Source organism: Caulobacter sp. GW821-FHT09B08 (assembly GCF_059418225.1).
The window spans coordinates 468,448-480,856 of record NZ_JBWKPL010000002.1; the positions used below are offsets into that span (position 1 = coordinate 468,448).

General features: G+C 69.7%; 10 protein-coding genes. 4 read left to right on the forward strand and 6 right to left on the reverse strand.

The window, feature by feature from the left end:
* Positions 1-124 precede the first annotated feature (124 nt).
* The 4 genes from gnd (at position 125) to AC07OA_RS08440 (ending at position 4,153) form a co-directional block, all read left to right on the forward strand.
* Positions 125-1,198 carry a phosphogluconate dehydrogenase (NAD(+)-dependent, decarboxylating) gene (gene gnd / locus AC07OA_RS08425; RefSeq protein ID WP_494663340.1) on the forward strand — a complete coding sequence of 358 codons (1,074 nt, stop codon included), beginning with the start codon at positions 125-127 and terminating at the stop codon, positions 1,196-1,198.
* 188 nt (positions 1,199-1,386) lie between these two features.
* Positions 1,387-2,496 carry a putative urea ABC transporter substrate-binding protein gene (locus AC07OA_RS08430; protein WP_494663341.1) on the forward strand — a complete coding sequence of 370 codons (1,110 nt, stop codon included), beginning with the start codon at positions 1,387-1,389 and terminating at the stop codon, positions 2,494-2,496.
* 75 nt (positions 2,497-2,571) lie between these two features.
* Positions 2,572-3,390, forward strand: coding sequence for an ABC transporter permease (locus AC07OA_RS08435; RefSeq protein WP_494663342.1), 819 nt, complete (start codon positions 2,572-2,574; stop codon positions 3,388-3,390).
* Between the two features lies 1 nt (position 3,391).
* Positions 3,392-4,153: an ABC transporter ATP-binding protein gene (locus AC07OA_RS08440; RefSeq protein ID WP_494663343.1), complete on the forward strand. Its 762-nt coding sequence runs from the start codon at positions 3,392-3,394 to the stop codon at positions 4,151-4,153.
* Here the strand turns inward: AC07OA_RS08440 and AC07OA_RS08445 are convergent.
* The 6 genes from AC07OA_RS08445 to AC07OA_RS08470 all read right to left on the reverse strand — a co-directional run bounded on the left by AC07OA_RS08445 (position 4,150) and on the right by AC07OA_RS08470 (position 11,996).
* Positions 4,150-4,464 (reverse strand): DUF3892 domain-containing protein, encoded by a 315-nt coding sequence (locus tag AC07OA_RS08445; RefSeq protein ID WP_494663344.1) that lies wholly within the window; start codon positions 4,462-4,464, stop codon positions 4,150-4,152. The genes AC07OA_RS08440 and AC07OA_RS08445 overlap by 4 nt on opposite strands.
* A 169-nt stretch (positions 4,465-4,633) precedes the next feature.
* A complete protein-coding gene (atzF, locus tag AC07OA_RS08450) occupies positions 4,634-6,448 on the reverse strand; it encodes an allophanate hydrolase (RefSeq protein ID WP_494663345.1) in 1,815 nt (604 codons plus the stop codon).
* On the reverse strand, positions 6,445-10,080 hold the full coding sequence (gene uca / locus AC07OA_RS08455) for an urea carboxylase (protein ID WP_494663346.1): 3,636 nt from the start codon (positions 10,078-10,080) through the stop codon (positions 6,445-6,447). Before uca ends, atzF begins: the two co-directional genes overlap by 4 nt.
* 7 nt (positions 10,081-10,087) lie before the next feature.
* Positions 10,088-10,714 (reverse strand): urea amidolyase associated protein UAAP2, encoded by a 627-nt coding sequence (locus AC07OA_RS08460; protein WP_494663347.1) that lies wholly within the window; start codon positions 10,712-10,714, stop codon positions 10,088-10,090.
* 5 nt (positions 10,715-10,719) lie between these two features.
* A complete protein-coding gene (locus AC07OA_RS08465) occupies positions 10,720-11,550 on the reverse strand; it encodes an urea amidolyase associated protein UAAP1 (RefSeq protein ID WP_494663348.1) in 831 nt (276 codons plus the stop codon).
* On the reverse strand, positions 11,547-11,996 hold the full coding sequence (locus AC07OA_RS08470; RefSeq protein ID WP_494663349.1) for a CopG family ribbon-helix-helix protein: 450 nt from the start codon (positions 11,994-11,996) through the stop codon (positions 11,547-11,549). The genes AC07OA_RS08465 and AC07OA_RS08470 overlap by 4 nt, the downstream gene beginning before the upstream one ends.
* Between the last annotated feature and the right edge of the window lie 413 nt (positions 11,997-12,409).

The following is a 12,409-nucleotide window of genomic DNA, read 5'->3' on the forward strand; positions in this document are numbered from 1 at the left end:
GCCGTCCGACGGCCGCATGGAGCGCTCATCGCGCCATGCGGTCGATGTGGCATTTTGTTCCACTGGAGAGAGAGCGGTCGCGCGGGCGGTTTCGTTCAAGACGCTTCGCGGCGCTTCGGCGCCGATGGCGGCCGTGATCGGGTCACGGTTGTGCTGGACAAGAGGCTCGGGCCGGGTCTCGATCCGACGGCCCGAGCGGCGACGTCTGAAAGGGAGGAACGGCATGAAAATCGGCTTGATCGGCCTTGGCCGCATGGGCGCCAACATCGTGCGCCGGCTGCTGCGCGGCGGGCACGAGGTGGTGGTCTACAACCGCTCGCCCGAACCGGTGGAAGAGCTGGCCAAGGAAGGCGCGATCGCCGCCTCCAGCCTGGAGGACATGCACGACAAGCTGGGCGAGACGGCGATCTACTGGATCATGCTGCCGGCCGGCCAGATCACCGAGCAGTTCGTCGAAACCTTCATGGGCCTGGCCAAGCCGGGCGACATCGTCATCGACGGCGGCAACAGCCACTACAAGGACGACATCCGCCGGGCCAAGGTGCTGCGCGAAAAGGGCCTGCACTATGTGGACGTCGGCACCTCGGGCGGGGTCTGGGGGCTGGAGCGCGGCTACTGCATGATGATCGGCGGCGACGAGGCGGTGGTCCGCCACCTGGACCCGATCTTCGCGACCCTGGCGCCCGGCTATGGCGCGATCCCCCGCACGCCCGGCCGCGACCCGGCCGACGACCGCGCCGAGCGCGGCTACATCCATGCCGGCCCGGCCGGCGCGGGCCACTTCGTCAAGATGATCCACAACGGCATCGAGTACGGCCTGATGCAGGCCTATGCCGAGGGCTTCGACGTTCTCAAGAACAAGGCCTCCGAGCGCCTGCCCGAGGACGAGCGCTTCGAGCTGAACCTGCCCGACATCGCCGAGGTCTGGCGGCGCGGCAGCGTGATCAGCTCGTGGCTGCTGGACCTGTCGGCCATCGCCCTGGCCAAGGACGGCGACCTGGCGACCTTCAGCGGCAAGGTGGCCGACAGCGGCGAGGGCCAGTGGACCATCGAGGCGGCCATGGAGGAGGCCGTGCCGGCCCACGTGCTGTCGGCGGCCCTCTACGCCCGCTACCGCTCGCGGGTCGACAACACCTTCGGCGAGAAGCTGCTGTCGGCCATGCGCTTCGGCTTCGGCGGCCACGTCGAACCGAAATAGGCGCCGGGACGGGCGGGGCGGTCGTCTGGAAACGGCGCGCGAAAGGGCGCCGGACCTGCCCGCAGCCCGTTTTTGGTGCACGCTTGCGGGGCAGGGCGGCCAAGGTCGGGCTTGCTTCAATTATTACGATTGCGCCAGATCGTAATATGCAGAACCTGGGTTCCAGCGAATTTCGAGGGAGCCCGTTCATGAGTGCCTTGTTCACCCGCAAGCGTTTTCTCGCGGCCATGGCCGCGTCGTGCCTGGCGCTGGCCTCGTGCGGACCCAAGCCCGCCGACAAGCCGGCGTCGGCCCCGGCCGCGGCCGCCGCCAAGACCAGCTACAAGATCGGCTGGACCATCTATGCCGGCTGGATGCCCTGGGCCTACGCTCAGCAGTCGGGCATCGTGAAGAAGTGGTCCGACAAGTACGGCGTCGACATCGAGCTGGTGCAGATCAACGACTACGTGGAGTCGCTGAACCAGTTCTCTGCCGGCAAGCTGGACGGCGTGACCGCCACCAACATGGACGCCCTGACGGTGCCGGCCGCCGCCGGCAAGGACACCACCGTCCTGATGATCGGCGACTATTCCAACGGCAACGACGGTGTGATCCTGAAGAACGGGACCACCCTGGCCCAGATCAAGGACCGACCGGTGAACCTGGTCGAGCTGTCGGTCTCGCACTACCTGCTGGCCCGCGCGCTGGAGAAGGCCGGGCTGAAGATGGCCGACGTCAAGACGGTCAACACCTCCGACGCCGACATCGTGGCCGCCTACAGCGCCGCCGACACCAAGGCCCTGGTCACCTGGAACCCGCAGCTGTCGGAAGTGAAGAAGATGCCGGGCGCCACCGAGGTGTTCGACAGCTCCAAGATCCCGGGCGAGATCCTGGACGGCCTGATGGTCAGCACCGACGCGCTGAAGGCCAACCCCAACCTCGGCAAGGCCCTGACCGGCATCTGGTACGAGGTCACGGCCCTGACCGTGGCCCAGACCCCGGAAGGCAAGGCCGCCCGCGAGGCGATGGCCAAGCTGTCGGGTTCGGACCTGGCCAGCTTCGAGAGCCAGCTGAAGACCACCTACCTCTACGCCGAGCCGAAGGCGGCCCTGGCCGCCACGGTCAGCCCGGACCTGGTCACCGCCAACGACCGGGTGCGCAAGTTCAGCTTCAGCATGGGTCTGTTCGGCCAGGGCGCGAAGTCGGTGGACGACATCGGCATCAGCTTCCCGGGCGGCAAGACCCTGGGCGATCCGGCCAACGTCAAGCTGCGCTTCGATCCGACCTATGTGCAGCAGGCGGCGGACGGCAAGCTCTAGCCTGAATCCCGACCGCTTCGTCCCGATCCGGGGGCGGAGCGGTCGATCCACGAGGACAAGGATCCGACCCGCTTCATGCGTCGCTTGTTGAACGTCAGACCGAGGGGCGGCCTTAGCGTCCTGCTGGGCCTCGTGCCGCTGCTGGCGGTGGCCCTGGTCTATCTGATGGCCTCGCAGGCCCGCCACGCCGAGAACCCGCGCGACAAGCTGCTGCCCACCCCGACCGCCATGGTCGAGGCGGTGCAGATGATGGCCAAGGTCGATCCCCTGACCGGCGAGGCGCCGCTGGTGGTCGACACCGCGGCCAGTATCAAGCGGATCGGCGTGGCCCTGACGATCGCGACAGGCGTTTCGCTGGTGCTGGGTCTCGGTCTCGGACTGCTGCCGCTGCTGCGGGCCAAGTTCGGACGGCTGGTGGCGGCCATAGCGGTGGTGCCGCCCATCGCCGTGCTGCCGATCCTGTTCATCGTCTTCGGCCTGGGCGAGACGGCCAAGATCGCCCTGATCGTCATCGGCATCACCCCGGTCATGGTCCGCGACCTGGCCGGCCAGGTGGCCGCCATCCCCGAGGAGCAGCTGGTCAAGGCCCAGACCCTGGGCGCCAGCACCTGGCAATTGGCCCTGCGCGTGGCGCTGCCCCAGGCCATGCCTCGGCTGATCGATTCCTTGCGCCTGTCGCTGTGCCCGGCCTGGGTCTACCTGATCTCGGCCGAGGCCATCGCCGCCGACGTGGGCCTGGGCTACCGGATCTTCCTGGTCCGCCGCTATCTCTCCATGGACATCATCCTGCCCTACGTCGTCTGGATCTCGATCCTGGCCGTGCTGATGGACGTGGCCCTGAAGCTGGTCAGCCGCCGCTTCTATCCCTGGGCCCACCCGGCGAGAGGGCGCTAGCATGGACCTGCTGACCTTCCGCAATGTCTGGGTGGAGTACGGCGACAAGGTCGTGCTCGAGAACGTCGACCTGTCGATCAAGCAGGGCAGTTTCGTCTCCATCGTCGGCCCGTCCGGCGCCGGCAAGAGCACCTTCCTGCGCCTGGCCCTGGGCCAGGAGGCGCCGAGCAAGGGCGCCATCGACCTGGACGGCAGGAAGCTGCGCGCCGAGCCCGGCCCCGACCGGGGCGTGGTGTTCCAGAAGTACTCGGTGTTCCCGCACCTGAGCGCCCGCGACAACGTGGTGTTCGGCCTGGACTGCGAAGGCTCGATGTTCCGCGGCCGGCTGTCGGGCGCGCGGCGTCGCGCGGCCCTGGAGCAGGCCGACGCCATGCTGGCCGCCGTGGGCTTGGGCGACAGCGGCGAGGTCTATCCGGCCCAGATGTCGGGCGGCATGCAGCAGCGCCTGGCCATCGCCCAGGCCCTGATCAAGAAGCCCCGCATCCTGCTGCTGGACGAACCGTTCGGCGCCCTGGACCCGGGCGTGCGCCTGGACATGCACGAACTGATCACGGGCCTTTGGCGCGAGCACGGCCTGACCATCATGATGGTCACCCACGACATCAAGGAGGCCTTCAAGCTGGGCACCCGGGTGCTGGCCTTCGACAAGCGCCGCCGCGATCCGCAGGCGCCGCATCGCTACGGCTCCACGGCGGTCTACGACTTCCCGCTGGACAAGCCGGGCGCGGTCGGGCCGGAGGCGTTGGCGGGGCTGGGCGGCTAGGCCGACGCCGCCGCCAACTCGGCCTCGAATTCCGGATTGGCCGGGAGCGTCAGGAACTCATGGGGCTCGACGCGGTCGTTGGCCGTCTTGAGATAGCGGGCGCCGGTGCGGCTGTTGAGGGCCTCGACCTTCACCTCGACCCCGTCGATCGTCACGAAGAACCGCCACTTGCCGCCGTCCAGCAGCTTGATGGCTTCCTTGATCGTCAGCGACCAGGGCTTGGGCGACGCGCCGCCGACGTGGGTGATGCGCTCGTAGGTGCTGTGGCGGCCGTTCTGAGCGATCCAGGTGATTTCGGCGCGTTTGATCATCGTACTTCCGGTCCGGGCAGGGCGCGCGCGATGACCGGGCCAGGCGACGGATCGCGTGGTCGGAACGTCGAGACGATTGTCTGCTGATGCGAAGGCGCTGACGTCAGCGCCTTCGTCAGTGTAGCAGCTTTCCGTCGATTCCGGGGGAAATGCTTGAAACGCGTCCCGATCAGCCCGCCAGGGACGCGATATAGGCCCGCCAGCCGCCCAGGGCGGTGATGTCGGTGGCCCCGTCCAGGGCGCGGGGTTCGGCGACGAAGCCCTTCACCGACGTGCCGTCCTCCAGGGTCACCGTGCCGATGGCCAGCGGGGCGGGGACTTCGGCGGTGAAGCTGCCGAAGGCCTCGAAGTCCAGCTCGTAGACCTCGACCAGGATAGAGCTTCCGCCCCCTTCTTCATTGGCGCCCACATGGATCAGCGCCGGCTTGGGCGGGATGGTCTCGGCCATGGCGTAGAGCTTGTAGGCCGGCGCGGTCTTGGTGGCGCTGACCAGCCGGGCCTCGCGCGAGGTCAGCTGCCAGTGCAGGGGCATGCCGGCCAGGTGGGCGCCGACCACGGCCAGCTTCACCCCCGGCTTGCGCGGGGTCAGGTCGAGGGGAGGCGTGTCGGCCATGGGGAAGGTCTCCAGGTAGCGCTCGGCCAGGGCCAGCAGCGCGCGGTCGGCGAAGGCCGGTCCGATCAGGGTGACGCCGAAGCCGGTGCCGTTCTCACGGAAGCCGGCCGGGACGGCGAGGGCGCTCATGTCGAGCAGGTTCACGAAGTTGGTGTAGAGGCCGAAATTGGCGTTCAGGGCGATGGGCTCGGCCAGCATCTCCTTCAGGCGATAGATGGTCGGCGATGTCGGCAGCAGCATGACGTCGACCGCGTCCCAGATCGCCTCGGCCGACCGCTTGTAGGCCTCCAGGGCGTAGAGGCCCTTGAAGGTCTCGACGGCGGTGACGGCCAGGCCGCCCTGGACGATGTTGCGGACCGTGGGATTGATCACGCCGGGCGTGTCGCGCAGCAGATGTTCGACGGCGGCGGTGCGCTCGGCCACCCAGGGGCCGCTGTAGAGCAGCTTGGCGCAGTCGAGCAGCGGGGCGATGTCGATCTCGACGGGCGTGCCGCCGGCGGCGGTCAGGCGTTCGACGGCGGCGGCGTAGAGGGCGGCCGATTGTTCGTCGCCCATGAACAGGCGCTGGTCGGGCTTGGGCACGCCGAAGGTGAAGGCGCCTTCGGGAGCGGCGGGCGGCGAGGCCGGCGCGCGCCGCGAATAGTCGTCCTCGGCGTCGAACGCCGTCAGCACCTCGTCGACCAGGGCCGCGCCGGCCAGGTCGGCGGCGAACACGCTGATGCAGTCCAGCGAGCGGCAGGCCGGAACCAGGCCCCGCGTGCTCCAGCGACCCTTGGAGGGCTTCAGCCCGATCAGGTGGTTGAACGCCGCCGGCACCCGGCCCGAGCCGGCGGTGTCGGTGCCCAGCGAGAAGGCCACCAGCCCGGCCGCCACGGCCACGGCCGAGCCGGAGCTGGAGCCGCCGCTGACATAGTCCTGGTCGAACACGCACAGCGGCGCGCCATAGGGGCTGCGCACCCCGACCAGGCCGGTGGCGAACTGGTCCAGGTTCGTCTTGCCGATCAGCACCGCCCCGGCCGCGACAAGCCGCTCGACCACCGTGGCCGAGCGCTCGGGCGTGTAGGCGAAGGCCGGGCAGGCGGCGCTGGTGGGCCAGCCGGCGACGTCGATATTGTCCTTCACCGCGAACGGGACGCCGGCCAGGGGCAGGGTCTCGCCGGCCGCGATCCGGGCGTCGACGGTCCGGGCCTGGGCCAGGACGGCCTCGGCGGGCAGGCGCAGGATCCAGGCCTGGGGCTGGATCAGGTCGTAGGCGGCCACGGCGTCGAGCGCGGCCTGGGCGACGGCGACGGCGCTGGCGCCGCCCCCCTTCTCCTGAGCATTGACCGCTTCGGCGATGGTCGTGACGGACAGGCGTTCGAAGTCGCTCATGCGGCCTTCTCCAGATCGGGGGCGATGGCGACGATCGGCGCGCCGGCGGCGATGGCCTGGGCGGGCTGGGCGTAGACGGCGGTGACGGTCCCGGCGGTGGGGCTGTTGACGTCGACCTCGGCCTTCATGGCCTCGATCACGGCGATCACCGCGCCGGCCTCGACCCGCTGGCCGGGCTCGACCAGCACCTTCCAGACATTGCCGCCCAGCGGGGCCTCGACCAGGTCGCTGCCGTCGGGAATGGTGATGGCCTTGGCCTCACCCTGGTCGTCGGCGACGCCGGACAGCGCCTCGACCCGCGCGAACTCGCCCTTGGCCTCCCAATCGGCGCGCTCGGCGTCGAAGGCGGCCTGGCGCGTAGCCTGGAAGCCGGCGATGCTGTCGGCGTTCTCGGCCAGCATCTTGCGATAGTCGGAGAGCTTGAACGTCTCCTCCTCGATGCGGATCTGGCGGCGGCCCAGCGGGAAGTCGCGCCGCCACTCGACCAGCTCCTCGGCGCTGACCGGGAAGAAGCGGATTTGGTCGAAGAACCGCAGCAGCCAGGGCTTGCCATCGACGAAGGCGTCGGTCTGGCGCCAGGTGTTCCACACTTGGATCGTGCGCCCGAACAGCTGGTAGCCGCCCGGTCCCTCCATGCCGTAGATGCACATATAGGCCCCGCCGATGCCGACCACGTTGGGCGGGGTCCAGGTGCGGGCGGGGTTGTATTTGGTGGTCACCAGGCGGTGGCGCGGATCGACCGGCGTGGCCACCGGCGCGCCGAGGTAGACGTCGCCCAGGCCCATCACCAGGTAGCGGGCGTCGAAGACGATCTTCTGGACGTCGTCGATGCTTTCGAGCCCGTTGACCCGGCGGATGAACTCGATGTTGTCGGGGCACCAGGGCGCGTCGTCGCGGACGGCCTGCATGTACTTGTCGATGGTCTGGTAGATCGCGGGATCCTTCCAGCTCAGCGGCAGGTGGACCACGCGGGACGGGATCTCGAAGTCGTCGAGACCGCCCAGCCGCTCCTCGGCCGCGACCAGGGCGGCCAGCAGCTGGCCTTGCGTCAGACGGCGGCTGTCATAGTGCACCTGCAACGAGCGGATGCCGGGGGTCAGGTCGATGACGCCGGGCAGGGCCAGGCCCCGCAGGTCCAGGTACAGGGCGTGGATGCGCAGGCGCAGTTCCAGGTCCAGCACGATGGGGCCGTACTCGACCAGCAGGTGCTGGTCGCCCTGGCGGCGGTAGGTGACGTGCGGGCGGTGGCCGTCCTGCGGCAGCTCGCGAAGGATCGGGCTGGTCTGTTCGTCCACGGGCGGCCGGGCGGGCTCCGGCGTCGCCGCGAGGTCGGCGACCAGCGCCTCCTGGGCCTCCAGCGCAGCGGCGGCCGTCGCGTCGTCGACCACGTCAAACCGCACCGTATCTCCCGGCGCCAGCTGCCCGGCCTTCCAGAGGTCGGCCTGGATGATCACGAACGGGCACACGAACCCGCCCAGCGACGGTCCGTCGGGCCCCAGGATGATCGGCATGTCGCCGGTGAAGTCGACGGCCCCAATGGCGTAGGCGTTGTCGTGGATGTTGGACGGATGCAGCCCGGCCTCGCCGCCGTCGCGCCGCGCCCATTTGGGCTTGGGGCCGACCAACCGCACGCCGGTGCGGTTGGAGTTGTAGTGCACCTTCCAGTCGGTGCCGCCGATCATGGCGACGTCGGCCGGGGTGAAGAAGTCCGGCGCGCCGTGTGGGCCGGGTAGGACGCGGATGGTCCAGGCCTTGGTGGTGGCGGGGCGCAGCTCCGGGGGCAGGGGCGAGGTAGGGGACACACGCATGCGTGTGTCCCCATCCGTAGCCAACCGCAGCACGTCGCCGGCCGTGAGGTTGCGCCCGGCATGGCCGCCGAAGCCACCGAGGGTGAAGGTCGAGCGGCTGCCGAGATAGACCGGCACGTCCAGCCCGCCCTGGAACAGCAGGTATCCGCGCAGGCCCGCGCCGACCACGCGGCCGATCTTCAGCGTTTGACCCGCGGCGATCGCGACAGGCGCATAGGCCTCGACCGCCACGCCGTCGAGCTTGGCGTCGAACGCCGCGCCGGTCAGGCAGACGACGGCGGCGCGGTTGAACTTCAGGGTCGGGCCGAGCGCGGTGATCTCCAGCCCCGCCGCGTCCTCGCCGTTGCCGAGCAGGCGGTTGCCCAGTCGGAAGGCGAAGGCGTCCATCGGGCCGGAGGGCGGCACGCCGACGTCCCAGTAGCCCTGGCGACCGGGCCAGTCCTGCACCGTGGTGGCCGGGCCGCCGCTGAGCATCTGGATGGTGTCGGGCGACCAGGCCACGCTCTCCAACGCCCGCGTCGAGACCTCGCCGGTCACGAAGGCCTCGGAGCGGACGACGGTGCGCAGCCAGTCCAGATTGGTCTCGATCCCGGCCAGGCGGGTGTCGTCCAGCGCCGCCTGCAAGGCCGCGACGGCGGCGGGGCGGTCAGCGGCGGTGACGATCAGCTTGGCCAGCAGCGGGTCGTAGAAGGCGCTGACCTCTGTCCCGTCCACCACCCAGCCGTCGGCGCGGACGCCCAGCGGGAACGAGACCTGGGTCAGCACGCCGGAGCTGGGGCGGTAGTCCTGAGCCGGGTCCTCGGCATAGAGCCGCACTTGGATCGATGCGCCCTTCGCCTCGGGCGGCGCCGCGTCGAGGAAGGCGAAATCGCCGGCCGCGCCGCGCACCATCCACTCCACCAGGTCCACGCCCGTCACCTGCTCGGTGACGCCGTGCTCGACCTGCAGCCGAGTGTTGACCTCCAGGAAGAAGAAGTCGTCGCGCTCGGCGTCGTAGAGGAACTCCACCGTGCCGGCCGAGCGGTAGTGGGCCGCCGAGGCCAGGCGCACGGCGGCGTCCAGCAGGGCCGCGCGGGTGGCGGGGGGTAGGCCGGGGGCGGGGGTCTCCTCGACGACCTTCTGGTTGCGGCGCTGGAGCGAGCAGTCGCGCTCGCCCAGGGCCAGCACCTTGCCGGCCCCGTCGCCGAACACCTGCACCTCGACGTGGCGGGCCTTGCGGACATAGCGCTCGAGGAACACCCCGCCGTCGCTGAAATTGCCGGTCGCCAGGCGTTGGACGGCGGCGAAGGCCTCGCTGACCGCCTCGGCCGTCTCGCAGACCCGCATGCCGATGCCGCCGCCGCCGGCCGTGGCCTTCAGGATCACCGGGAAGCCGATGCGCTGGGCCGCCTCCAGGGCCGCCGCCGGATCGACCAGCAGGTCGGTGCCCGGCGCCAGCGGCACGCCGTGGGCCTGGGCGAGATCGCGGGCGGTGTGCTTGAGGCCGAAGGCGCGGATGTTGTCCGCCGTCGGGCCGACGAAGGCGATCCCGGCCGCCTCGCAGGCCTCGGCGAAGGCGGCGTTCTCGCTGAGGAAGCCGTAGCCCGGATGGATGGCTTGGGCGCCGGTCGCCTTGGCGGCGGCCAGGATCAGGTCGGCCCGCAGGTAGCTCTCGGCGGCCGGGGCCGGTCCGATCCGCACCGCCTCGTCGGCCAGGCTGACGTGCAGCGAGCCGGCGTCGGCGTCGCTGAACACCGCCACGGACTTCACACCCATGGCCTTCAGGGTGCGGATGATCCGGCAGGCGATGGCGCCGCGATTGGCGATCAGGACCTTGTCGAACATGGGGGACCTATTCGGCGACGATCATGCGCACGGGCGTCGGGTTGAAGCCGTTGCAGGGGTTGTTGATCTGCGGGCAGTTGGAGACCACCACCACCACGTCCATCTCGGCCCGCAGGTCGACATAGAGGCCCGGCGCGGAGATGCCGTCGACGATGCCCAGGGCGCCATCCGCCTCGACCGGCACGTTCATGAACCAGTTGACGTTGCTGACCATGTCGCGCTTGCCGCGCCCCTGGCGGGCGTTGGCGACCAGGAAGTTCTCGACGCAGGCGTGCTGGGCCTTGGTGTGGTGGCCGTAGCGCAGGGTGTTGCTCTCGCACGAGCAGGCCCCGCCGATGGTGTCGTGATAGGCCACGGCCGTGGCCGTGACGGTCATCATCGGCGCGCCCTCGTTGGACAGCAGCACCGAGCCCTCGCGCAGGAAGACGTTGCCCTGGGCGGCGATGGTGTCCTGGGCGCTGTAGCGTTCGGCGTCGTCGGCGGCGCTGTAGGCCAGGAAGTCGACGGCCTGGTTGCCCTCCAGATCGACGATCCGCAGGGTCTGGCCGGCCTTGACCGTATGCAGCCAGGGGGCGCGGGCGGGCACGACCTCGTCATGGACGATGGTCCCGAGGGGCGGGGCGGAAACGGTCATGGCGCTCACCGACGGTAATGGTCTTCGACGTTCAGGAAGGCGCGCAGGCCTTCCGGCGTCGCGTTGCGGATCGGGTCGGTTTCCGGCGTGACCGGGCCGCGCCAGGCGGTCGCCCGCAGCGGCGTGACGGCATAGGTCGGGCGCGGGTCCAGCACGTGCGGGCAGTTGGCCAGCACCACGATCAGGTCCATTTCGGCCCGCAGGGTGACGAAGCGGCCGGGCGGGTAGGGACCGACGTCGATCACCGTCTCGCCGCCCTGGGCCACGCGCACCTCCTTGAAGAGGTTCAGGCACGGGTGGATGTCCTTCCGCCCCAGACCGAACTTGGCTACGCCCAGCGAGAAGCGGTCGCGGGCGTTCGGATGGGCGCCGTGGTTGAAGCCGTCGCCGTACTTGCGGGCGTTGCTGGCCTGGTTGGACGCGCCGCAGAAGGCGTCGTGGGTCCCGGCGGTGTCCTCCACCAGGCTGGCCAGCACCCGGCCCATGTCCGACAACAGCAGGCGGCCCTGGCCCAGATAGCCGTTCCACTGGACCTTCAGGGTGTCGGCGATGTTCAGCCGCTCGACCGGGCGCTCGGCGTTGAACAGCAGCAGCGACGGGCTGGCGTCGCCGGAGAGATCCGTCAGGCGCAGGCGGGTCCCGCGGGCGATCTGGCGGCTGGCGTAGCCGCCCGGCGCGATCGTCTCGTCCCAGACGACGTCGGCGGCTGCGACGCCCTCCGGCAGGTCGACGGCGTCGGTGGCTGGGACGGTGGGCATGGCCTCGGCGCGGGTTCCGGCCTGGGCGCGGGCGTGGGCCTGGGCGGCGTAGGGATTGGCGGTGTCGCTCATGCTCATTCCTCGCCGTGGGCGTGCAGTGGCGGCAGCAGGGCCGTGGTGGTGACCAGCTTGATCTGCTGCACGCCGCGCACCTTGCGCAGGTCGTCGCACAACTGCTGCAGGCGCTCGAACGGGCCCTGGACCAGCAGGACCTCCATGGCCTGGTCATCTTCCAGGAAGACGTTCTGGGCCGAGATCACCTCTTTCACGTAGCCCAGCTGGGTCTGGGCCAGGGCGTGGCGCACCCGGCCGCTCTCGGCGCGGTAGATCAGGGTGATGGTGCCGGCGAGGACGGCGTCGGGCCGCTCGGCGCTGTGCTCGGCCAGTTCGTGGCGGATCAGCTCGGCGATCATCTGCGAGCGGCTGGGCAGGCCGCGTTCGGCGACCATGGTGTCCAGCTGTTCGAGCAGCTCGGCCGGCAGGCTGACGCTCAGGCGGGCGAGGGAAGGGGAGGTCGGATCCATGCCGGCACCTAGGCAAGGTATTACGTAAATCGCAATACGTAATATTTCGGAGCCGGCCTCGCCGACAAGAATGCCCGGATTTTGGGCGGTGTCGGCGACAAGACAGTGCGCCTCGCGCTCGACGCGGGATGGCCGGCCGATTCTCGGCCTGGCTGGTGAGGCAGTGGCTTTTGGTCGCCCAAAGCGACATGGCCAGTTGCCTGAATCCCGGCGTGTTCACCCCAGTTAAAGGCGTCCTTGGGCCCAAATTTCCCTTTCGAGGAAGGCGTTTGCGCGCCTCTGGTCTTGCCTGTCGCGGGTTTGGCCTGACCATGTCCAGCGGGTCATTGGATAATTGGCATTACCAATCGTTGACACCATTCCTGATTGGTCGGATAAGTCACCGCATAAGGGCGCCCTGACAAATGCCCGGG

Bases quoted from the DNA above. Each gene is read 5' to 3' on its own strand.
- AC07OA_RS08465 (WP_494663348.1), bottom strand. From the start codon at position 11,550: ATGAGCATGAGCGACACCGCCAATCCCTACGCCGCCCAGGCCCACGCC.
- uca (WP_494663346.1), bottom strand. From the start codon at position 10,080: ATGTTCGACAAGGTCCTGATCGCCAATCGCGGCGCCATCGCCTGCCGG.
- atzF (WP_494663345.1), bottom strand. From the start codon at position 6,448: ATGAGCGACTTCGAACGCCTGTCCGTCACGACCATCGCCGAAGCGGTC.
- AC07OA_RS08445 (WP_494663344.1), bottom strand. From the start codon at position 4,464: ATGATCAAACGCGCCGAAATCACCTGGATCGCTCAGAACGGCCGCCAC.
- AC07OA_RS08430 (WP_494663341.1), top strand. From the start codon at position 1,387: ATGAGTGCCTTGTTCACCCGCAAGCGTTTTCTCGCGGCCATGGCCGCG.
- AC07OA_RS08470 (WP_494663349.1), bottom strand. From the start codon at position 11,996: ATGGATCCGACCTCCCCTTCCCTCGCCCGCCTGAGCGTCAGCCTGCCG.
- AC07OA_RS08460 (WP_494663347.1), bottom strand. From the start codon at position 10,714: ATGACCGTTTCCGCCCCGCCCCTCGGGACCATCGTCCATGACGAGGTC.
- AC07OA_RS08440 (WP_494663343.1), top strand. From the start codon at position 3,392: ATGGACCTGCTGACCTTCCGCAATGTCTGGGTGGAGTACGGCGACAAG.
- AC07OA_RS08435 (WP_494663342.1), top strand. From the start codon at position 2,572: ATGCGTCGCTTGTTGAACGTCAGACCGAGGGGCGGCCTTAGCGTCCTG.
- gnd (WP_494663340.1), top strand. From the start codon at position 125: ATGGCGGCCGTGATCGGGTCACGGTTGTGCTGGACAAGAGGCTCGGGC.